Origin of the sequence: Parapedobacter luteus (assembly GCF_900168055.1) — a bacterium.
Classification (GTDB): domain Bacteria; phylum Bacteroidota; class Bacteroidia; order Sphingobacteriales; family Sphingobacteriaceae; genus Parapedobacter; species Parapedobacter luteus.
The window spans coordinates 309,221-331,710 of sequence record NZ_FUYS01000002.1 but is presented as its reverse complement, the minus strand read 5'-3'; the positions used below and the strand labels follow the sequence as shown (position 1 = coordinate 331,710).

Annotated in this window: 18 protein-coding genes, 1 tRNA gene and 1 riboswitch; of the genes, 5 read left to right on the top strand and 14 right to left on the bottom strand. The window is 49.5% G+C overall.

What is annotated here, in order from left to right; all coding sequences use genetic code 11:
- Positions 1-78 precede the first annotated feature (78 nt).
- Positions 79-151: transfer RNA gene (locus B5X72_RS04535), tRNA-Lys, on the top strand.
- A 75-nt stretch (positions 152-226) separates the two neighbouring features.
- Here B5X72_RS04535 and B5X72_RS04530 read toward each other — a convergent pair.
- From B5X72_RS04530 to B5X72_RS04510, 5 genes are all read right to left on the bottom strand, one after another.
- Positions 227-2,848, bottom strand: coding sequence for a glycoside hydrolase family 38 C-terminal domain-containing protein (locus B5X72_RS04530; RefSeq protein WP_217698093.1), 2,622 nt, complete (start codon positions 2,846-2,848; stop codon positions 227-229).
- Positions 2,849-3,155: 307 nt separating this feature from the next.
- Positions 3,156-4,586 carry a TolC family protein gene (locus tag B5X72_RS04525; RefSeq protein WP_079715647.1) on the bottom strand — a complete coding sequence of 477 codons (1,431 nt, stop codon included), beginning with the start codon at positions 4,584-4,586 and terminating at the stop codon, positions 3,156-3,158.
- A gap of 5 nt (positions 4,587-4,591) precedes the next feature.
- Positions 4,592-7,810: an efflux RND transporter permease subunit gene (locus tag B5X72_RS04520; protein WP_079715646.1), complete on the bottom strand. Its 3,219-nt coding sequence runs from the start codon at positions 7,808-7,810 to the stop codon at positions 4,592-4,594.
- Between the two features lie 24 nt (positions 7,811-7,834).
- On the bottom strand, positions 7,835-8,920 hold the full coding sequence (locus B5X72_RS04515; RefSeq protein WP_079715645.1) for an efflux RND transporter periplasmic adaptor subunit: 1,086 nt from the start codon (positions 8,918-8,920) through the stop codon (positions 7,835-7,837).
- Between the two features lie 165 nt (positions 8,921-9,085).
- Positions 9,086-9,511 (bottom strand): hypothetical protein, encoded by a 426-nt coding sequence (locus tag B5X72_RS04510; protein WP_079715644.1) that lies wholly within the window; start codon positions 9,509-9,511, stop codon positions 9,086-9,088.
- A 166-nt stretch (positions 9,512-9,677) separates the two neighbouring features.
- On the opposite strand from B5X72_RS04510, the gene xth reads away from it, so the two are divergent.
- Positions 9,678-10,448 carry an exodeoxyribonuclease III gene (gene xth / locus B5X72_RS04505; protein WP_079715643.1) on the top strand — a complete coding sequence of 257 codons (771 nt, stop codon included), beginning with the start codon at positions 9,678-9,680 and terminating at the stop codon, positions 10,446-10,448.
- A gap of 18 nt (positions 10,449-10,466) precedes the next feature.
- Here xth and B5X72_RS04500 read toward each other — a convergent pair whose 3' ends face one another.
- Positions 10,467-11,402, bottom strand: a complete 936-nt coding sequence (locus tag B5X72_RS04500; RefSeq protein WP_079715642.1) for an NADP-dependent oxidoreductase — start codon at positions 11,400-11,402, stop codon at positions 10,467-10,469.
- A 102-nt stretch (positions 11,403-11,504) separates the two neighbouring features.
- On the opposite strand from B5X72_RS04500, the gene B5X72_RS04495 reads away from it, so the two are divergent.
- Positions 11,505-12,689 carry a PQQ-dependent sugar dehydrogenase gene (locus tag B5X72_RS04495; RefSeq protein WP_079715641.1) on the top strand — a complete coding sequence of 395 codons (1,185 nt, stop codon included), beginning with the start codon at positions 11,505-11,507 and terminating at the stop codon, positions 12,687-12,689.
- Between the two features lie 195 nt (positions 12,690-12,884).
- The gene (locus B5X72_RS04490) at positions 12,885-13,865 is read left to right on the top strand and encodes an endonuclease/exonuclease/phosphatase family protein (protein ID WP_217698092.1); all 981 of its coding nucleotides are present in this window, start codon (positions 12,885-12,887) and stop codon (positions 13,863-13,865) included.
- 2 nt (positions 13,866-13,867) lie between these two features.
- Here B5X72_RS04490 and B5X72_RS04485 read toward each other — a convergent pair whose 3' ends face one another.
- Complete coding sequence (locus B5X72_RS04485) at positions 13,868-15,430, bottom strand: M61 family metallopeptidase (RefSeq protein WP_079715640.1); 1,563 nt, start codon at positions 15,428-15,430, stop codon at positions 13,868-13,870.
- 142 nt (positions 15,431-15,572) lie between these two features.
- The gene (locus tag B5X72_RS04480; RefSeq protein WP_079715639.1) at positions 15,573-16,088 is read right to left on the bottom strand and encodes a DinB family protein; all 516 of its coding nucleotides are present in this window, start codon (positions 16,086-16,088) and stop codon (positions 15,573-15,575) included.
- Between the two features lie 340 nt (positions 16,089-16,428).
- On the opposite strand from B5X72_RS04480, the gene B5X72_RS04475 reads away from it, so the two are divergent.
- A complete protein-coding gene (locus B5X72_RS04475; protein ID WP_079715638.1) occupies positions 16,429-17,397 on the top strand; it encodes a bifunctional helix-turn-helix transcriptional regulator/GNAT family N-acetyltransferase in 969 nt (322 codons plus the stop codon).
- Here the strand turns inward: B5X72_RS04475 and tenA are convergent.
- From tenA to B5X72_RS04445, 6 genes are all read right to left on the bottom strand, one after another.
- A complete protein-coding gene (gene tenA, locus B5X72_RS04470) occupies positions 17,375-18,034 on the bottom strand; it encodes a thiaminase II (protein WP_079715637.1) in 660 nt (219 codons plus the stop codon). The two genes, B5X72_RS04475 and tenA, sit on opposite strands and share 23 nt — an antisense overlap.
- Positions 18,021-18,860 carry a bifunctional hydroxymethylpyrimidine kinase/phosphomethylpyrimidine kinase gene (gene thiD / locus B5X72_RS04465; protein ID WP_079715636.1) on the bottom strand — a complete coding sequence of 280 codons (840 nt, stop codon included), beginning with the start codon at positions 18,858-18,860 and terminating at the stop codon, positions 18,021-18,023. Before thiD ends, tenA begins: the two co-directional genes overlap by 14 nt.
- Positions 18,857-19,504 carry a thiamine phosphate synthase gene (gene thiE / locus B5X72_RS04460; protein ID WP_079715635.1) on the bottom strand — a complete coding sequence of 216 codons (648 nt, stop codon included), beginning with the start codon at positions 19,502-19,504 and terminating at the stop codon, positions 18,857-18,859. Before thiE ends, thiD begins: the two co-directional genes overlap by 4 nt.
- Positions 19,494-20,294 carry a hydroxyethylthiazole kinase gene (thiM, locus tag B5X72_RS04455; protein ID WP_079715634.1) on the bottom strand — a complete coding sequence of 267 codons (801 nt, stop codon included), beginning with the start codon at positions 20,292-20,294 and terminating at the stop codon, positions 19,494-19,496. The genes thiE and thiM overlap by 11 nt, the downstream gene beginning before the upstream one ends.
- Positions 20,295-20,372: 78 nt before the next feature.
- A riboswitch (TPP riboswitch) is annotated at positions 20,373-20,466 on the bottom strand.
- Between the two features lie 73 nt (positions 20,467-20,539).
- The gene (locus B5X72_RS04450) at positions 20,540-21,307 is read right to left on the bottom strand and encodes an SDR family NAD(P)-dependent oxidoreductase (RefSeq protein WP_079715633.1); all 768 of its coding nucleotides are present in this window, start codon (positions 21,305-21,307) and stop codon (positions 20,540-20,542) included.
- Positions 21,308-21,407: 100 nt separating this feature from the next.
- Complete coding sequence (locus tag B5X72_RS04445) at positions 21,408-22,346, bottom strand: helix-turn-helix domain-containing protein (RefSeq protein WP_079716007.1); 939 nt, start codon at positions 22,344-22,346, stop codon at positions 21,408-21,410.
- Between the last annotated feature and the right edge of the window lie 144 nt (positions 22,347-22,490).

The window sequence follows — 22,490 nt, the reverse complement described above, 5'->3', positions numbered from 1 at the left end:
TTCGGTCCCGGAACATTAATATTTTTTCTATTGCATTGCTAATTGGACGGAAAAAGCGTACTTTTGCCAAGAATTGTTGACTCCGTAGCTCAGCTGGTAGAGCAACTGACTCTTAATCAGTGGGTCGACAGTTCGAACCTGTCCGGGGTCACTTCTTGGGACAAGTCTTTTTTTAGATTTGTCCCTTTTTTTATCCGTGGTGTCACAACATCATTCCCTACAAGTCCTATCGCAAAATAAAACTCGCAGGAGCATAGGCATTCATATAACAATTGAATGTTCCTGATATTATTGTTATCGGTTCCCCTACCTGCTCTCCCCGCAAATCAACAGGCATTGCCGTTCGTGCTTGTAGGCCGCTGGGAAGTGTTACGGTAATTTTCCCTGGAGTCCCTGCTTGCTCCCACAATCGCAATACCATTCCATCCCCGTCTGGATTTCGTCCAAATGCAGTAACCATGGCACCCTTCCTTGACAATTGAACACCCGCCGCGGCTGCAGGCAACCGGCCTCCATTACCATTTACCAAAGCGGACAACAGCGGAGAACGGGATTCTTCAGCAGGCGTAATAAGCGATTTCTCGTTATTAAACTCGGTTGTAAACCATAAGTCAATCCGTGCAGACCACGAGCCTTCAATCCATTCCGTGAAGTTGGTGCTCCAAAGATTATTGTAGAGATTGACAAAAACATTCGGCCTTTCCGGAATAAAATGCCCTGAATATTTCCATAAACCGGGCCTATCGAGGCTAACCCCCGGTGCGTCAGGCGTGGCCATGCCGATTCCGTTTCCCTCATCATCAATTACTGCCAGGCCTGAATTAAGGAAATTATAATCAAAATTGCTTCCTTTAACGAAATCCGTCGCGGGGTTTACCACGGCTCCCAATCTTGCTAATCTAAACGTCGGATTATCAACTTGGAAGGGCAGGCTTATCCACCCCGCTTCCGCCCAGGAATCGGCAGGCTTATTATGGATACTCCAAATCAGCTCTACTTTCGGGCTGTCTCTGTACAAACTTACCGTAATACTATAATCGTGAGGAAGATCAGCGGATGCCGAAAAAAGCATCGTTGCGGTTACGGAAACATCATTTTTCCAGAAGAAAATTTTTGCATTGTTCCCTTTCGCTGTTACATGAGGTTCTTCTGTTAAATTCGGCTTGCCTACGCGATCACCATCTCCGCTTTTTATATAACTTTTTACGTAATTAGCTGCATCTTCTTTACTGAATCGCTCGTATAGGTATTGTCCAAACCCAAATTCGCTGTTTTTATCCACCATCTCCCTGCCGGAACTTTTTTCTACGATGGAGGTGATGCTTCCCTTGGCCGGGTCCAATTGAATCCTTATATAGCTATTCGCTATGGTATAGGCAGATTCGTCTGCTTCGAGCTCATTTCCCGAATTGACGGAGCCCCCATCCGTCAATATGTAATTCCGGTAGCCGGATGCGGGCACATCTTTCGCTACAAATTGAAGGATGTTTTTCTCGTTTGAAAACGGGATAACCTCGCCCGTCTCGACATCTTTAATGGCAGTCCCCTTATGCGATGAACTGGAAGCTTTGATGGTCACCACACCACTTCTTTGCCAGGGAAGCGGGTTGTACACAAAGATTCTTTTCCCTGTTATATTAACCTCGCCGGCCAACTCCGATAATTGCCTGTTCAAGGACGGGGTGACAACCTTGTCCGCCGAAAACACCCGGTTGGCTTTTTCCTTCCATGATTTTTCTATGTCTTCATAAACCCCTTTTGCGCGTTGTATTTTAAATTCATCGCCGTAGCTCCATGTACCATTCCTGCCATGAGGCATCGCCATTCCAAAGGTATGTTCATCAAATAAGAGCTTATCCGTATACGCATCCGATAGCCGTGCTGAAATATCATATCCATTAGGCAACCAGGTATTATATAGTGTATTCAGCGATTCCCATGCAAAAAGATCACGGCTAATCCTGCGGGAATCTTTAACTTCACGAGGCATAGACATAAACCCATGTATCCAGGTGTCCGGCATATCCCCTCGGACAACGGGCAAGGAGGGATTTTCGCGCATTATAGCGTCATAGAAATCAGCCATCTGTCCAATCCGGACCTTTACATGCGGGGCCTTTTTCTGGATTTCCGCCAGGTATTGATCAACGGTTTCCGGTGTGGGAGGACCTGCATTGTTCCCGTTTTGCATAATGGCCAGCCAAGTTTTATAGGGCCAGTTGGGCGGAGGAAGTAAGGAAGTACCATAATTTTCTTTCCAGTACATGGTCATCAACTTTGAGCCATCAGGTCCCTCCCACCAGAACAATACCGGCACATCCGGAGTTTGGGGGGCCGGATTGCTGCCTATATGGAGAAATTTCACACCGGAGTGCGATAGAAGTGTCGGCAATATCCACGAATGGCTTGGTACATCGGACATTTTTGCGTCAATCGCCAAAGGCAAACCATACGTCCGTGAAATAGTAGACGAGATGTTCATCCCCCGAACTAATGCTTCAAGATCGCTGGCTTCTGTCTCCAGCGTAAAGGGCAACGCATGTACAACAAAGCGCCGACTTCTTAACGCATCTTCGACTTTTGACCGGACATCAGGCAAGCTCTGATTAATCATTTGCCTCATCGGCCAGCTGGGCACGGTCCAAATAAATTGTTTTTCGGGTGGCCTACCTTCACTCCGCTCCAGTATGTCAAACGCATTATCCATCATCGAAGTACTATACTGTTGCACAACAGCTTCGGCATAATCCGTATACCCGATATCAAAATGCGTTTTAAATACAATAACAATTTCGCTAACCGTACTATCCACCTGTTGAGCAGACAATGAAGCGCTAGAAAATAACAACCAGCATAAAAAGCATACTATCTTTGGCCTCATCAATCACACGCATAAATGTACATACATACAACAATAAAAATCTGATAAGAATTATATGTTAAACGGATTAATAAATCCATAAAACAACAAAAACCTCACTTATTAGTCGACAATAATAGAATATAAAATACATCAAGACAAAAAAATCCGTTAAAAAAGTTTTAAGATACGGTTAAATGTACATACAATATCCGATTACTTGCTCCTATAACGAATTAACCGGTAAAATAAAAAACCCTGATGGGGGCTTTTAATTTTACCGGTTTTTGCCCTGCTATTCCGTCCAACCGCCACCGAGCGCACGGTAGATGTTGACCATGGCGTTCATCTGCTGCATTTTGGTTTCTATCAACTCAAATCGAGCCTCAAGTGCATCCCTTTGGGTAAGGAGCACTTCCATATAGTCTGCCCGTGCCGATCCAAAAAGGCTGTTTGAAATGCCGATAGACGCCGAAAGGGCTTCCACTTGCCTTGATTTCAGCTGGTAGCTTTTTTCGAGATTGGCTATTTTTGCCAATTGGTTGGCAACTTCCAAATAGGCGTTTAGAATCCGTTGTTCGTATTCATATACCGCCTGCAACTGTTTGGCGCTGGCACTGTAATAGGCTGCTTTGATAGCATTCCGGTTAATTATTGGAGCCGTGACATCGCCGGCCAACGAGTAGAGCAACGATTCGGGTGTTGTGATCAAATAAGCGGGATTAAATGCTTGATACCCGATAGCGGCAGAGATATCCAGCGAAGGGTAAAACCTTGCCCTAGCGACTTTGACATCCAACTTTGCCGCGGCGAGTCCAAGCTCCGCTTGTTTGACGTCCGGCCGGTTGGCCAGCAACTGCGCGGGGATTCCGGCATGTATAGCCTCCGGCAATTGCGATTCCAGGGATTGGCTGGTCCTTGGTATCGGCTGGGGGTACCGGCCCAGCAAAAAGTTTATCCGGTTCTCTATTTCGGTAATCCGTTGCTGGATGCCATACTGAAGACTCTGCGTATGGAGTACTTCAGCTTCGAACCGTCGTACGGCAAGTTCGGTTGTTTTGGCTGCTTCCTTCTGTAACCGCACAATACGCAGTGCGTTTTGTTGGATCTCGATATTCTTTTTTACAATCCCAAGCTGATTGTCAAGGGCCAGCAACTCGTAATATGAGCTGGCGATTTCGGCGATGAGGTTGGTGACCACGAAGTGCTTGCCTTCCACCGAAGACAAATACCGCATCACCGCTGCCTTCTTCGCATTACGCAGCTTTTTCCAAATATCGACCTCCCAGGTAGCATACGCCGCTATCAGGTAATCGGCCAGCGGTTCTGGCATTTCTTGGCCTGGCCTGATGTCGGTATTTGCTTCCATTGCACCGATATTGGTATACCTGGGCACTTTATCCACGCTGGCAGCTCCCCTTAGCCCTACAAAAGGCAAATACTCCCCTTTTTTTTCACGAATCTCATTGCGCGAAATCTCAATTTCCTGTAGCGTGATGTTCAACTCCTGGTTATTTTTCAATGCCGTATCAATCAGGGTAATCAAATACGGATCGGTGAAATATTCTTTCCATGTCAAGGTGGCTATATTGGTGGTGTCCGACGAGCCCTGAAAGCTCGCCGGAACTTGATTGTTTTCAGATCGCACAATGAACTCGGGACCTTTGCAGCTCACCACCATCGCTACCAAAAACGCAATTTGTACGGTTTTATATGCTATTTTCATCTTTTTTATTTGCTTTGCTTGGAGTTAAGTAAGGATTTCAGCTTTTTCAGTAGCTTCCTTTCGGGCCGTTCTTGCACCAAATCTTCAGTAAGCGGATTTTCGTCTTCATCGCGGATAAGTTTCCGTCCCTCGGCCATCGTTCCAAAAACATAATACAGACCCGGCACGACGATTACCCCAAATACCGTCCCGAATAGCATACCTCCCAGGGCCGAAGCGCCAATGGTACGGTTTCCCACGGCTCCCGGACCAGTAGCAATCACAAGCGGCATCAGGCCGGCAATAAAGGCAAAAGATGTCATCAGTATCGGGCGAAAACGCACTTTGGCACCTTCGATAGCGGCGTCCAACACCGTTGCCCCTTGCCAGTGTTTCATCACCGCAAACTCCACAATCAGCACCGCATTTTTACCGAGCAATCCCACCAACATGATCAGCCCGATCTGGGCATAGATATTGTTTGCCAAGCCCAAAAGCTTCAACATGAGGAACGAGCCAAAAATTCCGACCGGCAATGATAAAAGCACCGCCAACGGAATAATAAAGCTTTCGTATTGCGATGCCAAGACCAGATAAACGAAAACCAAGACCACGACAAAGACGTAAACGGCTTCATTCCCCCTGTTCGCCTCGTCGTAAGAAAGCCCTTCCCATGCGATGTCATAGCCAATCGGCAGGGTGCTTTTGGCGACTTCCTGGATAGCGGCAATAGCGTCTCCGGTCGTATAACCGGGGGCTGGCACGCCGCGGATGGCCGAAGATGTGTACAAATTGAAACGTGTAATCTCATTCGGCCCCTGTGTTTTTTCCATGGTCATAAACGATGAATACGGAACCATTTCACCTGCTTCGTTTTTGATAAACAGGTTTAGGATATCGGAAGGCAATTTCCGGTATTCGGGTGCAGATTGTGTATACACCTTGAAAAAGGTGTTGAAGCGCGTAAAGCCCTGCTCATACGAGCTACCGATTAGCACGTTGAGATTTTCCATGGCCTTACCTATCGACACACCTTTTTGCATAGCGAGTTCGTTATCGATGATCAGCTCATACTGTGGGTAATTAGCCGCATAAAAGGTAAAAAGCCCACTCAATTCTTTCCGCTTATGCAATTCTTCCATGAAATCCTTATTGATTTGATCGAATTCGTGGTAATCTATCGTACTACCTTTGTCCAACAACCGGAGCGAGAACCCGTCGGACGAACCGTAGCCAGGTACGGCCGGCGGCTCGAAGTATTCGATAACAGCACCGATGTCCTTGGTTTTTTCTTCCAGTTCTTCGATGATCTCATGCACGGAGTGTTTACGCTTATCCCAATCGTTCAGGTTAATCATACAGGTACCTGCATTTGACCCCCGGCCTTCGGTCAGGATTTCATAGCCCGCCAATGACGAGACGGACTGAATACCTTCTACCTCTTCAGCTATCTTTTGCAATTGGCGGGAAACATCGTTTGTGCGTTCCAGGGTAGTCCCGGGAGGCGTCTGGATGATGGCATAGATTTGCCCCTGGTCTTCATTTGGGATGAACCCAGAAGGCAAGGTCTTATTGACCGCAAAAATCCCGAATCCGAAAGCAAGGAGTATTGCGAACGTAACTACTCGCCTGTTGACGATAACCTTCAGTAGGGCGGTATACCTTCCGGTCAGCCGGTCAAACCTTTGATTAAACCAGTCGATAAACTTATCCACCAATGATTTTTTTCGTGGCTTGCCATGATGGTTCTTGAGTATCATGGCGCATAGCACGGGTGTAAGGGTCAACGCCACGACACCCGAAAGCACGATGGAGCTGGCCATAGTGATGGAAAACTGACGGTAGAAGATCCCTACTGGACCAGTCATGAACGCCACGGGTATAAATACCGCTGTCATGATTAGCGTGATGGCAATGATTGCACCGCTAATTTCGCCCAGCACTTTCTTCACCGCTTTGAAGGGCGACAGGTGCTCTTCTTCCATTTTGGCGTGTACGGCCTCCACCACAACAATGGCATCATCGACCACAATACCGATTGCCAGCACCAGCGCAAACAGCGTAATCAAGTTGATGGTCAAACCGAATAGCTGCATGACCACAAACGCACCAACCAGGGAGACAGGCACGGCAAGCGTAGGAATGAGCGTAGACCGCCAGTCGCCGAGAAACACAAATACCACCAAGGCCACCAGCACAAATGCTTCGACCAAGGTATGCATGACCTTATCTATCGATGCGTCTACAAACTTCGACACGTCGTAATTAATTTCATAGTCCATGCCGGGGGGAAAAGTCGGCCTTAGTTCCTCCAGTTTGGCTTTTACATGTTCAATCACCTTACTGGCGTTGCTGCCAAAGTTTTGTTTCAGCATGATGGACGCCGCAGGATAACCATCCTTGTTGGAATAGATATCAAAAAACTCGCTGCCCAATTCGACCTCGGCGATATCTTTCAGCTTGACCATTTCGCCTGCCGCTGTGGCCTCCACAATGATGTTTTCATATTGTTCCGGCTTATTAAACCGGCCTTCGTAAGACAACACGTATTCCAGCGACTGTGCGGTTTTCCCGGAGGCTTGCCCTACCCGCCCCGGGCGGCCAATCACGCTTTGCTCCTCCATGGCTTCCATCACTTCCTCTGTGGAAATGTTATAAGCCCGCATGCGGTCGGGCTTCAGCCAGATACGCATAGCAAATTGGCGGCTACCCAATATCTGGGCGCGCCCCATGCCACTGATACGTTGCAGTTCCGGCAAAATATGTACATTGGCGTAGTTGTAGAGGAACTTCTCATCTGCATGATCGTCGGTACTGTATAGGTTGACATACATCAACATACTCGGTTGGATAGGTGTAATCACCACCCCTTCCCGCTGTACCAACGGCGGCAAATTGTTCATCACCTGATCTACGCGGGTCTTTACATTCACCACGGCGGCGTTCGGATCCGTACCTGGCTCAAAAATCACTTGGATGGTCGCCTCGCCTGCACTTGTTGCGTCGGAGATAATATACTGCATCCCCTGAACACCGTTGATGGCCCGTTCCAAGGGAATCAGCGTTGATTCGACTAATACTTGTGCACTCGAGCCGGGATAGGCAATAAAAATGTTGACCCGCGGCGGCGCAATTTCTGGAAACTGAGAAACCGGACGCGTATTGATAGCTAAAATTCCCATGAATACGATGGCCAAGGAAATGGCGATGGCCAGCACCGGTCTTTGTATGAATTTACTAAACATGGTATACGATATGAAGGTGTGAGGCTATTCAGCCATTAGTTCGCTGAGTGATGCAAAGACTTTTTCGGGCGCTTCGAATCGGGGATGGATTTGATCATTATGCTTCACCCTCCGTAGACCTTCAACGAGGATCCGATCTTTTTCGGAAAGCCCGGATGCTACGACAAACAAATGGGGCAGTTCCTGCGCAACAACAATTTCCCTGGCTTGCACACGGTTGTTTTGATCGATCACATAGACATATTTCCTATCCAGCACTTCGAAGGTAGCCTTCTGCGGAATGATAAGGGCATCTCTCAACGGTACCGCCATCAGAATACTCCCCGTTTCGCCATGACGCAATAGCCCTTGCGGGTTATCAAACGACGCACGAAAAGCGATGTTTCCGTTTTCATTATTAAAGTCCGCCATAATGGCTTCGACTATGCCCTTCTGGTTAAACAGCTGATGATTTGCCATTTTTAGCAGAACTTCCTGGCGCTTGCCACGCCCGGACCGTGCCGCAAAATCCAGGTACTCCGCTTCGGGCACATTGAAGTACACCCACATTTTACTGTTATCAGAAAGTGAGGTAAGCAATTCGCCTTCATCCAGAAGACTACCCAAGCGCACGTAGAATTTATCCATAATACCATTAAATGGCGCACGGATTTCGGTAAAGCCCAAGTGCGCTTTTGCCACCTCATACCTCGCTTTTCGCTCTTCGTATTCGGCTTTAGCCAATGCCAGTTCCCGTGCCGAAACCACGTTGCTGTCGGCCAATTTCTGGGTGTTCTCATACTGAATCAGCGCATGGCGCATGCTTGCTTCTTCTTGCAGCACTTCCGCTTCATATACAGCAGGGTTGAGTTTAAACATCAACTGGCCCTTCTTTATGGCTTGACCTTCATTGACGTAGATTTCCTGGAGATAACCTTTTTCCAGTGCCCGCAATTCAATGTGTTGGATAGCGTGAATCTGGCATACGTATTCTTGGGTTACCAATGTATCTTTCAGAACCGGACTGGTCACCAAAAAACTTGCTTCTTCGTGTTGTTGTTCATGCTTTGGAGCACAGGCAATCGGCCATAGCAGGAGACATAGGCCTGCTAGCTTAAATATTCTATTCATAACGATTTCACGTTGAACAATAATGGAGTTTTGATTAAATTGACATAGTAAAGGATGTGATCTACGCGAATACGCTTAGACACATTAAGTGTCCGGGTAGATGCACACTACGTAGATTGGCAGGCGCTTTCCGGACTGTCGCTTTGAAAAAGAGGTTATAAGGGGCTAAATCCGCAGCACGCCAAACAGGAGATAGGCACGAAACGGCAGCCGAATACAGCCTTGCGAAAGCTGGGGCGCCTTCACATAACGGCAATTTGCCTCGCGAATCTTAAAATCAAAAAAAGCTGCAAGAAATCTTACAGCTTTTTTATTCTTTTTGAGCGAACCAAGCCGCTCGTCTTTATTTTCGGATTCGCTGTTGGCAGCGTCAATCTGATCGCGATGCCTGTCTGAATCGTTTGAAAATGGTCTGACGGTCGCATACTGGATGTGCTTCAGAATTCCGGCATGCACCTCACCCTGTTGCTTGTCTTTCGCGGGGATGGCAACATGAACGGCATCAACTTCTGCATAGACGCGGAAACCGCTACAACCGAGCAGCAAGAATAGGCAAATTACCCATGGAAACCGAAACGATGAACCCATCATGTGGCGGCAAAAATAGAGAAAGTTGATTGTTTTGCAAACGGGTAATTGTTAAAAATTAGTTACACCGCTGCGACGACATCGGTTCCACGAAAAAACATCATATCCCATTGAAAAAGACAACGATTATTTTCCCATCTTTACACCAACCTATTGAAGTTTATTTTTCATGAAAATTGCTACATACAACGTCAACAGCATCAACGCCCGTCTTCCAATCGTATTAAGATGGCTGAAAGAAACCCAACCCGATGTCGTCTGTTTGCAGGAGCTGAAGGCCATCCAAGAAAATTTTCCCGAGCAAGCGCTGCGGGATGCCGGATACGATAGCATCTGGCACGGTCAGAAAAGCTGGAACGGTGTGGCGATCCTATCTCGAGTGGGACAGCCTGAAGAAATCTGCCGTGCATTACCGGGAGAGCCGGAAGATAACCATAGTCGTTATATCGAAGCAAAAATCAATGAGATCGTCATCGGCTGCCTGTACCTGCCCAACGGCAATCCCGCACCGGGACCTAAGTTTGATTATAAGCTCCGCTGGCTGGACCGCCTCATCGCCCACGGTCAATCGTTGCTCGACCAACATGTACCGGTCATACTAACCGGCGACTTTAATGTAATCCCTACCGAAGTGGACGTCTACAAACCGGAACGTTGGACAGACGATGCACTTTTCCGACCTGAAACCCGCGAGGCTTTCCGCAGGCTACTTGCTCAGGGTTGGACAGACGCGCTCAGGCGCCTATATCCCGATGAAACCATCTATACCTTCTGGGATTACTTCCGCAATGCATTTGGCCGCAATGCGGGGTTGCGCATCGACCATTTTCTGCTCAGCCCCATGGTGACCCCACGGCTCCAATCCGCCGGAGTAGACCGGCAGGTAAGGGGGTGGGAAAAGACCAGCGACCATGCACCCGTTTGGATTGACATAACGTAATGCCATTCAACGTGGTCGTCACTTGCCGGCGACTTTCAAGATAATCTTGCCGTTGACATGGCCGCCTTGGCTCTCTTGCTGGGCGGCAGCCGCGTCTTCCAGTTCCATGACTTTATAAATGACAGGCTTCACGCTGCGTTCATCAATCAGCGAAGCGATGGCTTCGAGTTGATGTGGGTAAGCTTGGGCGGTATAGCCCTCCAAATGGATGTTGCGGGTTTTTGCTTCGTCAACGTATTCCGGCTTTAACGTGGTGATCAGCCTTCCTCCAGGTCTGATGACATCCAACGACCGCCGTTGGGTCTCGCCGCCGATCGTATCGAACACCAGGTCCAGGTTACTTAGCTTTTCCCAAAAATACGCCTGCCGGTAGTCAATAAGCTCGTCTGCACCAAGTTCATTCAGCAACCCGAAGTTCTTTTCCGAAGCTGTACCGATGACATGAGCACCCTTCCATTTGGCAAACTGAACGGCAAGTGTACCGACACCACCCGATGCACCGTGAATGAGCACACGCTGGCCTTCGGTGAGGTGCCCATGGTCAAACAGCCCTTGCCAGGCGGTCAGCCCTGCCAACGGCACCGCCGCGGCATGGATGTGGTCAATGCTTTTTGGTTTTTTGGCCAGCTCATCGGCCGGTAAGGCAATATACTCCGCGTAAGCGCCATTTCGCGTTGGGTGGGGCCGGCCATAGACCTCGTCGCCGGCCTTTAGCCCCTGAACCCCCTCTCCTACCTCCTGCACTACGCCGGAGACATCCCAGCCGGGGGTGAAAGGAAACTGTACCGGGAATTTTTCCTTTCGCTGGCCTGACCGTATCCGCCAATCCACCGGATTCACACTGGTCGCATGTACGCTCACCAGTACTTCACCGGGGGCAGGCCGCGGGATGGGCACTTCTTCCAGTTTCAGCACTTCCGGCCCACCAAATTCATGTATCCTGATTGCTCTCATTCCTGTTTGCTACAATTCTCAAGTCGGTTATTACGTAAATCAAAACATCTGGCTTCCTAAATGGTTTGCTCTTTTGAATGGTACCCATGAAATAGACACACCATGAAAACGATGACATTTATTGCGGTTTTTTCATTTGCAATCCATCAATTGCCATTATTCGGCCAGGACGGCAATAAGGAAATTATCGAACGCCGCATGGAAGGCCATATTTTCAGACCGAAACAATTGTTGCCGACACCGGAAAACATTGCCTCCCTGAAACTTCCTCCGGGTTTTACCATTGAGAAGTTTGCTGAGGGGTTGGGCAAATCGCGCATGCTGGCTGTGGCAGCCAACGGGTCGGTCTATGTGACCGACCGTGACCACGGCACGCTGACGTTGCTGCAAGACCAAGACCAAGATGGGAAGGCCGACGTGGTAAGGATACTGACAAAAAAAGACCAACTCCATGGCATCGCGGTAGATGGTGACAATCTGTACCTCATCACGGTCAATGAATTGTATAAAACTACCATCCACCCCGATGGCAACATCGATAGCCTGCAGCTGTTGGTGGATGACCTTCCCGATGGCGGCCAACATGGTAACCGGACGCTCAAGGTAGGTCCAGACAACGCTTTGTATGTCTCCGTGGGCAGCACCTGCAATGCCTGCGTCGAAACGAATAAGGAAAATGCCACAATGCTCAAGGTAAGTCTCGACGGAAGCCAACGGGCGACATATGCCACGGGACTACGGAATACGATCGGGTTTGATTGGCACCCGCAAACCGGCGATTTGTGGGGCTTTGACCACGGTATCGATTGGCTGGGAAACGATGAGCAGCGGGAAGAACTCAATAAAATCGAGGAAGGCCAGGACTACGGTTGGCCCTTTGTATACGGCGATGGACAATTCGAGGTGCATCATGATCCCAAAGGGATGACACACGAGGAATATGCAGCCAAATCGGTCAAACCAACCCTGCTTTATGATGCACATGCCGCACCGATGGATTTGCTGTTCTATACGGGCGATCAGTTTCCTGAAGAATTTAGCGGTGACGCTTTCGTCACCATGCATGGTTCGTGGAACAGAGCCGAACCCTCCGGCTATAAGGTCGTCCGCATCCGGTACGAAAATGGGCATCCAACCCGTGTGGAGGATTTTATCACTGGCTTTCTCACGGACGACAAAAAAGGACAGTTCGCCCGTGTATGCGGTCTCGCACAATATACCGATGGTTCTTTGTTGATAGCGGACGATGCGCACGGCGTGATCTATCGCGTGCGTTTCGGCAAATAGTTGTCCTGAGTCACCTGTGAGCGGGCAGGCATAAAGGCGTAATGATCTCTCGATGACCTGCAAAGGGGCGTGCCTGAACGGGCTAAAGGCGAGCTACGGAAAGCATTTGGCCGGGAACCGCAAAATCTGCCTAAAAAATCTTAGCAGTTATTTTGTTAGTAAAAAGCTTAAAATTACCGGAAACTTTTGGATAACTTGGCAGCAACACCGCATCTCATGCCTGCCATGCCAAAAATAACGGATACCCCACCCCATAACGTGCGACAAGAGCTGCAGTTCTTGGCTGCCGACCTCGACGAGCAATTACCCACCAAGCAGTTGGATCGCAATGTGCTTATCTGCACCTGGAATATCCGTGCTTTCGGCGGATTGACCGAAGAATGGCAAGCGTCCGACCAGCAAAGCCCCAAAAGGGATTTACAATCTTTGCTGTGCATCGTGACGATATTGAAGCGGTTCGACATCATTGCCGTCCAGGAGGTCAAAGGCAATTTCAAGGCTTTGCGCCATGCGTTAAAACTTATGGGACCGCACTGGGGGTTTCTCATGACCGATGTCACCAAGGGACGTCCAGGTAATGACGAACGATTGGCCTTCCTGTTTGACACGCGGAAGGTGAAGCTCTCCGGGCTGGCTTGTGAAGTTGTCATCCCCGATGACGTACTGGAAGAAAACCGAGCGCTGAACAATAATTCGCTCCAACGACAATTCGCCCGCACACCATATGGCGTGAGCTTCCTCGTCGGCGGCAAAACCTTTGTGTTGCTCACCTTGCATGTACTGTACGGTACACCTGCCTCGCGCATACCCGAATTGCAGGCTATCGCCGATTGGGTGCACGACTGGGCAGATGAACTACACAGCTGGAATCACAGCCTGATCACATTGGGCGATTTCAATATTGCCAAAGCCGGCGATCCCACTTACGAGGCTTTTGTTTCCAAGGGCCTGCATGTGCCGGCGGACTTACAGGACATCGATCGCACAATCTTCAAGAAGACGTATTCCTTCTACGACCAAATTGCTTGGTTTGAAAGCGAACTCTCCATGACCTATTCCCGCGGAGGCGTCTACGATTTTCGTGGTAAAGTGCTGCAAAGCAGGAATTATAACGAAAGCCAGCTCTCGTGGCGCATCAGCGACCACTTCCCACTCTGGGCTGAATTCCTGACTTGACGCTATCGGCAGGGCGCTGTACCCGTCAACCAAACTGCCCGCAACCACTCGGCCTGTGGGTTGGCATGCTCATCAACAACCAACTTCTTGGTTTCCCCGGGCTGATACCGTATCCCCACCATACCGAAATATTCTTCGTAGGGAATGGGCAAATTTCCTTGTGTGTATTTCACCAAGAACGCTTTGGCCTCCGGGTAGCTCAATCGGGCGATTTCGTCGAAAAGTTCATCATCCTCAAAAAAACGGTCCTTCCCATAGCGTATACCCAGATCGTGCGTCAGGTTTTTCAATCCATATCCTCCTTCCGACAAGTGGAGCAGGTAGATGTCCAGACAAGCCCCTATCAACGCACCTTTCTGATACACATTTCCGTATTGATCGGCATACGTGGAAGCCGCGTATTTGCTGAGCTGGGTGAATGACAGGGTATCGTTATAGTGTTCTCGGGAGTCGACGATTTTCTCAGCAAGTTTATCCAAGAACTGTTCGGGTGTATTCATACCATGCTGCACCTGTACGTGGTGTGCCGTATATTCGGTGGTACCTTCATACAGCCATAGGTGCTTGGATAATATCGGTGTGTCGTAGTTGAATTCTTTCACTTCCCGCGATGCAATGGTCAATGGCGTGATAATGTGGAAAAACTCATGTGACGAGACATCCACCAACAGGTTTTTCAAAACATTAGCTGGCAGTTCCGGAATGTAGTAAAACGACGATGTGGTGTGCTCCAAAGCCCCGGCCATACCCAATTGGAAGGATTGCTGGATCGCCATGTCTTTGAAATAATACAGAAACGCATACCGATCGGCCGGCAGCTTACCTCCGAGGTATTTACGGGCGCCCTGTAGCAATCCGCTCAACCAATCCGCGATTTCACGCGATGTGATGGTCTTATTGGGCGAGTATACCGATACCAAAACTTCGCAGTTACCTACTTGTACCGTTGTGGTGTCTGGCACACCATACATAATGGGGGTGTCGTATAGATCATCTATACTTTCCATCAGGAAAACGTCGCGCGTAGCCGTGCTTTCCACCGGCAATTTTGCCGACGATGCATAGAAATCAGCAGGCTTTTCAAACGTCAATTCGATAGGCAGTTTATTTTGGCCTTCTACATAGCCGAAAATCCCCGGTGTATGGACCACCACGTTTTTTTCTTCGATGTTGGTCGCCGCCATTGGGTATATTTTGTGTTCCTTATCGGTATCGAAGATATCCTCCACCTCATAAGTAATCCGGTAGAGGCGCTTCGCGTTGCTTATCTCCCACTGGTTGGTGTTCAGCTGTTTTACCGGCAAGCGCCTGCCTTTGCTGTCCTCCGCCACGATGTTTGATGCGAAAGTCCCATAGTCGCTAATGGAATAGGTACCCGGGATTATCTTGGGTAACGCGAAGATCACGGTCCTTTCCGAGATCTCAGGCGTAAGGAGCGTCACGTTGAATTTATCATTCTGCAGATCGGTCAAATCAACCGTATACTGGTAGCGTTGAGCCCATAGCACCTGTAGGGAAGCTGCCATTGCACACAGCAGCAGCAGCGCGTTTTTCGTTTTATACATGGCGCCAAATTAGATAAAGTTGCTTTTATATGCAACTATATCGATCGTCTGCCGCTGAGTATGCCGGTAATTGGTGGTATGCATGTCATCGCTTACGGTGACTGGTCCGCATCTGCAAAGCTACAACCTACCAGTGACAGTGCTATGACAGCGTGTGATCCAGCCGGTGCATGATATTGGCCAATTGGTGATTATGCCGTAACGTGTGCACCAGCACAAAATTAAGCCATTCGTTTCGGGTGAGTGCGCCTAACGTGGGCAATTCAAAATCAAGACAAGTCAATGTCATATCCGCATGGCTTGCTGCAAAATCAAGGATTACTGATGTCCGCTGCTTTAGACCATCCAGCAGCCGTTCTTTTGCTATGGGGGCTTCGGTAGGCAGAATAAAATCAGGAGATTGCATTTTGATCTCGAAATTCAGGAATTGTTCGCTCAATGGCGCGACGTATGCACCGGGATCGCGCTGCGTCACCTCAGTACGCCCAGTAAGACACCCAACCACGTCATAAGACTGGCGCAGATGATCGCCCACCTGCCCGGCTGTCCAGCTCCCTGCGAAAGGCACGGTATTCAGCTCTTGCTCATCAAGAGACGACAACGTGGTCAGTAACTCGCCAAAGGCGTTTTCCAAAGAGCGTGATAAGCTTTCTTGCATAATCGTTTATTTTAATATAAATATAACATGAGCAAATTTACTGATTGCCGGCCAACGATGGTACGGCAGGTTGCGACAATCATGGGTGCAAAACAAGACAACCTATTCCTCCTTTCTTTTATCATTCTCCTGTCATCTTCCGTGTACGATGCGGAGCTGATCCGGGGTGTATCTGTGAAATTCCCGGATCCACGTCGCATGCGGCCCGGATCAAACCCGCATTACGGTAGAACAAGAACAAAAAAGAGGAAGAAAAAAGCAGGTATAAATGACGGAGCGATGCATAGTACCGAATATTGTCGTTATATTTGCATAACTGGTTATGTAATTAGTTATACAGATGGATTTATTTTCAAAAACAGGCAAGATGGCCTTGGGAAGCCGACTGCGGATGCTCGCTGCAAAGGTGACAGATGATGCAGCTAAAATCTACGGGTTGTATGAGGTAACGCTCGCCCCCAAATGGTTTCCGGTTTTTTTCGTGCTCTCCGAAGCGGATGGAAAAACTATTACCGAAATCGCTAAAGAGATCGGCCATTCCCAACCTTCCGTCAGCAAAATCGTGCGCGAAATGGCCGCAAGCGGCTTAATCGTCGAAAACATCAACTCCGGAGACAAACGCCAGAACGTTATCTCCTTATCGGAGAAAGGAAAGGAGTTAATTGACAAAATCAGTTTCCAATACCGGGACATTGACCGGGCTATTGATGGCATCATTGCTGAAGCGACCCATAACTTATGGGAAGCCTTAGCGGAATGGGAATTTTTGCTGGAACAGCAATCGTTATTCAGCAGGGTGCAGGAGGAGAAAAAACGCCGGGAAAGCGACGAGGTAATCCTTGTTGACTACCAGTCGAAATATCAGGCAGCTTTTAAGGCGCTCAACGAGGCCTGGATTTCCGACTACTTTGAAATGGAAGAGTCCGACTATAAGGCGCTGGATAATCCGCAGGAATACATCTTGGACAATGGCGGCAAAATACTGGTAGCCTTATACCAAGGTGAACCTGTCGGCGTTTGCGCGCTAATCAAAATGAACGACCCCCGTTATGATTACGAACTGGCAAAGATGGCCGTCTCGCCCAAGGTGCAGGGCAAAGGTATTGGTTGGCTGCTCGGCAAGGCTATCGTGGACAAAGCCCGGAAAGCGGGCGCTAAAGCGCTGTACCTTGAAAGCAACACCATCCTGAAACCGGCAATTAATCTGTACCACAAGTTAGGATTCCGGAAAGTCACCGGATACCCTTCACCGTACAAACGCTGCAATATCCAAATGGAATTGGCAATTAACCCACCGACTGCCACCTGACCAGCCGGTATGCGCTATCCCAGAATCGGTATTCCAGCCGGCTGGCCGTGATGAACGCTTCCGTCATCCGTTCGCGTACGCTGTCTGTAGTAGCTGCGGCTACCCTGTCACAAATTGCGATGGCCTGCCGCACAGAAATCGCGAAGTCCTCACCGGCATAGGTATCGATCCACCGTTGATAAGGGTTGTCGCCCGCGTGTTGATGAGCGTAGATATAGTCGCCCACTTTCTTGTAAATCCAGAAACAGGGCAGCACGGCAGCCATCGCTACCTCCACGGGGGCTAATGCCGCAGTGCTTTTCAAGTAATGCACGTAGTGGTGGCAGGCGGGCTCGAGCATGCCATGTTCGGCAACGCCGAAATCATTGAAATACGACTCGTGCAGAGCTTTTTCTACCACAATAGCACCTTCACCGAAGCGCAGGAATGCCAATACGTCATCCGTGTCGTGGGCGCGCGCACCGATAAGCGCCAGTGCCCGGCCGAAATGCTCCAGGTAGCCCGAGTCCTGCGCCATATAAAACTGGAATTTCTCAATGGGAAGTGTGCCGTCCTGCAATTCGGTGATGAAGGGCATGGCGATGATGGATTGGTAAATCGGTTCGATGGCCACCCAAGCGTATTCAGACCAGGTCATATTTCGTGAGTTTCTGCGGATTAAAAAAATGGTTCAACGGCCCATTGCCTTTGCCTACCTGCACGTCACTGCCGTGGAGAATGGCTTGATACACATACTCCTGCCCTTTACGCACAGCCTCCAACAAGCTATTCCTCAGCGCAATATAGCTGGCAATTGCCGAAGACAACGTACAGCCCGATCCGTGCGTGTTGTTTGTCTCAGACTTGGTAAAACCAAACTCGTGGACAGTCCCCTGCGCATCGAAATATAAGGAGGTAAGTCGCGGTGCATCCAAGTGGCCGCCTTTGAGTAGCACCGATTGGCAACCCAATTTCCGGATCTTCAGTCCAGCGACGTAAAGGTCGTCCAGCGTGCGTACCGGCATTTCGGCGAGGATAGCCGCCTCATCCATATTGGGCGTAATGACGGCCGCCATAGGAAACAACCGCTCGACAATGGTGGTAATGGTCTTATCCTCGATAAGTTTATCGCCGCTGGTCGCTACCATCACGGGGTCAAACACGACCGGCGTCTGGGCATATTCTGCCAGCGTATCCACGATGGTATCCACCAGTTCGCCAGTATGCACCATACCGATTTTGATGGCGTCAGGAAAAATATCGTCGAGAATAGTGACAAGCTGGTCCTGCACCGTGTGGTAAGGTATCGGGTAGATGGCCTTTACCCCTTGCGTATTCTGCACGGGAAGCGCAGTAAGCGCGGAGGTAGCGTAGCAACCCAATGCCGAAATAGTCTTGATATCCGCTTGAATACCAGCGCCGCCGCTGCCGTCAAATCCGGCGATGGTCAGCACCGACGGATACCGGTACGTTTTTGTGTTCATATAGCTATTGCATTATTGATGAGTGCTTTCAAGTCAGCGGCAGCGGCGCGCGGATCGTCGGCAGCGCAGATGGCTGACACCACCGCGACACAATCAGCACCCGCTTGGATTACCGCAGCCACGTTCCCCCGGTTCATCCTGCCGATGGCAACCAAGGGCTTGTCCGTAAGCCCTCGAAGCTGCCGGATGCCGGCGATCCCCCACTCCGACACTGTGTCGGTCTTTGTAGCAGTGCGGAAGATCGGGCTGACACCCAAATAATCAGCCAAGGCTGCCTCGGCACTTTGCAACTGCTCCAGCCGTTCAATGGAATAGCCCAGCAACCGACAATCGGACCATGCTTCGCGGACGCCGCTTGGGGGAAGATCCTGCTGACCGACATGCATACCGAAAGCCCCGACCCGTATGGCTACCTTCAGGTCGTCGTTGATGATTAAAGGCACATCATACCGATCGGTCACGGTCTTCAATTGCGCTGCTTTTTTTAAAAATACTTCAACCGCTGCTCCCTTCTCGCGCAGTTGGATGATATCCACACCGCCGAGGATGGCTTCTTCAGCCACCCACAGTGGATCCCGGCCATGGCAGTCAGCCTCCGACATCACCAGATATAGGCGGTAAGGGAATGGGCGATCAAGCTTCATGGGAAATCCGGACCCGGGTGACAAATTCTTCTTCCGTGATATTATACAGCTTGTCCAGCAGGTTGACCTGCAAACTACCCGGCCCGGCGCTTACGGCGACCGCCAGCTCACCGCAGACCCCCAATAGGCCCATGGCGGCGCTCACCGCCTCCACGGTATCGGAAGAAACCGCGATAAAAGCACCGATGATAGCTGTCGCCGAGCAGCCCAGGCCGGTCACCTTCGTCATCAGCGGATCGCCATTGCGGATATAAACCAACGGGCCTTCTCCCACCACAATGTCCATCTCTCCGGAGATGCAAACGACACTGCCATACCGCTGTTGAATATACCGTGCGGCATCCAGCGCCTCACCGCTTGTCGCCCTGCTGTCTACACCTTTTGTAGCGCCGCTATTGGCCTTGGCAAGCGCTAAAATTTCAGAAGCATTGCCCCGCACCACCGTTGGCCGCAGGGCCAGCAACCGGCTGACCGCATTGTCGCGGTACCGCGTAGCTCCCGCTCCTACTGGATCCAATATCCAAGGTTTACCAGAACGATGTGCTGTGGCAGATGCCTGCAGCATCGACTCAAGCCATTGGTTATCCAGTGTACCGATGTTAATCACCAACGATTGGCAAACACCAACCATATCGGTCAGCTCTCCGTCAGCATGTGCCATAATGGGCGACGCACCTACAGCCAGCAGGGCATTTGCCGTATTGTTCATAACTACAAAATTGGTGATGTTTTGCACCAGAGGTGATTGCTGGCGCACCCGTTGCACGTGATCCCAAAGTCGCTTCTCCATGCTCCAAACGTTTAAAATTTCAATGGCTAAAGTGGGTTTCCTTGGAAGGATCGAGAAGCGCAAAGTGGCCACGCTAAAAGTGACGGTTGAACTTTTCCCTACGCCGGTATAAGCCGGATCAGGTTCAAAGGGTCTTTCTCAATTCTTCTTCAGAATACCCCTAAAGCCAACGTCAAAGATACGACAAAATATTGAATAACCTATGCAAGGCGGCCTACGTTTGCCGATAAACGATCAGCGGCCTATTAAAGAAAAATTCCGCCGGACACCTCAATACGCTGTCCGTTGATCCATCGGGCTTCATCCGAACAAAGGAATGCTACCACGCCGCCGATATCATCGGGCAGGCCGACACGACCTAATGCCGTCAGGCCGGCGATATGTGCATTTATCTCCTTATTGTCACGCACCAAGCCACCGCTGAAGTCCGTTTCAATAGCTCCAGGCGCCACAACATTGGCCGCAATGCCACGAGGCCCCAACTCTTTGGCCAAGTAACGTGTCAGTACTTCGACGGCCCCTTTCATGGCACCGTAGGCGGACGAACCGTTGAACGAAAAGCGGGCAAGGCCGGATGAAATGTTGATAATCCGCCCACCGTCCTCCAGGTAAGGCAGCGCCTTTTGCGTCAAAAGAAACACACCCTTAAAATGGATATTCACAATGGTGTCGAGCTGTTCCTCGGTGGTTTCAGCAAAATCGGCATGCAATGCCGTACCGGCATTATTGATCAAGAAATCAAAACGTGCTGTGCCGAATACCTCCTGTAATACGTTACCGAGCCGCATTATGAACGCATCAAACCCTTTTGTGTCGGCTGTATCCAATTGAAGGGCAACAGCCCGTTGCCCGGCTGCCTCAACCGCCGCCACGACCTTTTCAGCCTCGATCTGATTGCGATTGTACGTCAGCACCACATCAATGCCCTTTGCAGCCAGTTTCAAAGCCATGTTTTTGCCTAAGCCCCGGCTACCGCCAGTAACCAACGCTATTTTACTTGTGTTTTTCTCCATCGTTTTATCGTTTTTATTTTGATGATACAAAGATGGCCTACAACGGTAAGCATGCGTTTGCGAGGAGCAAATCAATAGTTGCAAAATTCAAACATTTGCATCAAGATCGGAATGCCAGCGGGGATAGATCGGTCTGTTTCTTAAAAAAGTTGGAAAAATGAGCAATTTCATCGAAGCCCAAACTATATGCAATTTCGGAAACATTCCAGTCGGTTTGCTTCAACAGGATTTTGGCCTCCTGGGTTATCCTACTCGCAATGATTTCAGTGGTCGTTTTCCCAGTCTGTGCTTTGAGCACCCTATTCAAGTAGTTGACGTGGATAGCCAGGCGATCCGCATAGTCCTTCGCGGTGCGCAATTTTAGCTGCTGTTGGGGCGATTCAATGGGAAACTGCCGTTCCAGTAATTCCACAAACAACGATGCGACGCGGGTAGCCGCGTTTTGCGTGTTAGCCAATGCCATGGCTGGTTGCAACTTTTGCCCGCAATGGATAAGCTCCAGCACATAATTGCGAAGCAAATCGTACTTAAAGGAGTAATCGGAAGCGATCTCCTTTTTCATTTTAACAAAAACGCGCCCGATTTCATCGGCTGTTTCATCGTCAATCTCAAAAACCGGATACCCGCCCGATTGGAAAATCGGTAGGTCATCCAATACGACACCGCTTTTATTTTTGACCAGAAATTCATCCGTAAATACACAGAAATGCCCAGATTGGTTGGCGTCCATCGGAATCCAGTGATAAGGCACTTTGGGTGTGGCAAATAATAAGGCATTCCGCTCGATCTCCATCACCTTATCCGCATATTCAGCCCTATTGCGTCCACGGATGAGGCTGATTTTATAATAAGCCCGGCGATTATAGGGCATGGTGTTTTTCCGCTTGACTTCCTCAATGGTAGCGGCGATATCGAAAATATTGAAATGGCCGATTTCTTTATGGATGCCGGGCGGCAATAATTCGCTTACATTTTTGCCGGTAAAGCCTGCTGCCTGCTGATAGAACTCGTCGAGCGAGGTGGACTTGATGATTTCCATTGATTGGATGATTCTATTTGTAAAATCCAAACTTAGGCAAAGTTCCTTTGATATACAACTATTCATGTGTTGACGGTAAAAAAGCAATCTTACCGCTGCGGCTGGTCCGCCCGGTGGCGTATCGTTGCCCCGTACAAACGCAAT

Coding starts and splice junctions, on each gene's coding strand:
- B5X72_RS04450 (WP_079715633.1), bottom strand. CDS start 21,307: ATGGAGAAAAACACAAGTAAAATAGCGTTGGTTACTGGCGGTAGCCGG.
- B5X72_RS04495 (WP_079715641.1), top strand. CDS start 11,505: ATGAAAACGATGACATTTATTGCGGTTTTTTCATTTGCAATCCATCAA.
- thiD (WP_079715636.1), bottom strand. CDS start 18,860: ATGAACACAAAAACGTACCGGTATCCGTCGGTGCTGACCATCGCCGGA.
- tenA (WP_079715637.1), bottom strand. CDS start 18,034: ATGACCTGGTCTGAATACGCTTGGGTGGCCATCGAACCGATTTACCAA.
- xth (WP_079715643.1), top strand. CDS start 9,678: ATGAAAATTGCTACATACAACGTCAACAGCATCAACGCCCGTCTTCCA.
- B5X72_RS04525 (WP_079715647.1), bottom strand. CDS start 4,586: ATGAAAATAGCATATAAAACCGTACAAATTGCGTTTTTGGTAGCGATG.
- B5X72_RS04500 (WP_079715642.1), bottom strand. CDS start 11,402: ATGAGAGCAATCAGGATACATGAATTTGGTGGGCCGGAAGTGCTGAAA.
- B5X72_RS04480 (WP_079715639.1), bottom strand. CDS start 16,088: ATGCAAGAAAGCTTATCACGCTCTTTGGAAAACGCCTTTGGCGAGTTA.
- B5X72_RS04475 (WP_079715638.1), top strand. CDS start 16,429: ATGGATTTATTTTCAAAAACAGGCAAGATGGCCTTGGGAAGCCGACTG.
- B5X72_RS04485 (WP_079715640.1), bottom strand. CDS start 15,430: ATGTATAAAACGAAAAACGCGCTGCTGCTGCTGTGTGCAATGGCAGCT.
- B5X72_RS04515 (WP_079715645.1), bottom strand. CDS start 8,920: ATGAATAGAATATTTAAGCTAGCAGGCCTATGTCTCCTGCTATGGCCG.
- thiM (WP_079715634.1), bottom strand. CDS start 20,294: ATGGAGAAGCGACTTTGGGATCACGTGCAACGGGTGCGCCAGCAATCA.
- B5X72_RS04445 (WP_079716007.1), bottom strand. CDS start 22,346: ATGGAAATCATCAAGTCCACCTCGCTCGACGAGTTCTATCAGCAGGCA.
- thiE (WP_079715635.1), bottom strand. CDS start 19,504: ATGAAGCTTGATCGCCCATTCCCTTACCGCCTATATCTGGTGATGTCG.
- B5X72_RS04520 (WP_079715646.1), bottom strand. CDS start 7,810: ATGTTTAGTAAATTCATACAAAGACCGGTGCTGGCCATCGCCATTTCC.
- B5X72_RS04510 (WP_079715644.1), bottom strand. CDS start 9,511: ATGATGGGTTCATCGTTTCGGTTTCCATGGGTAATTTGCCTATTCTTG.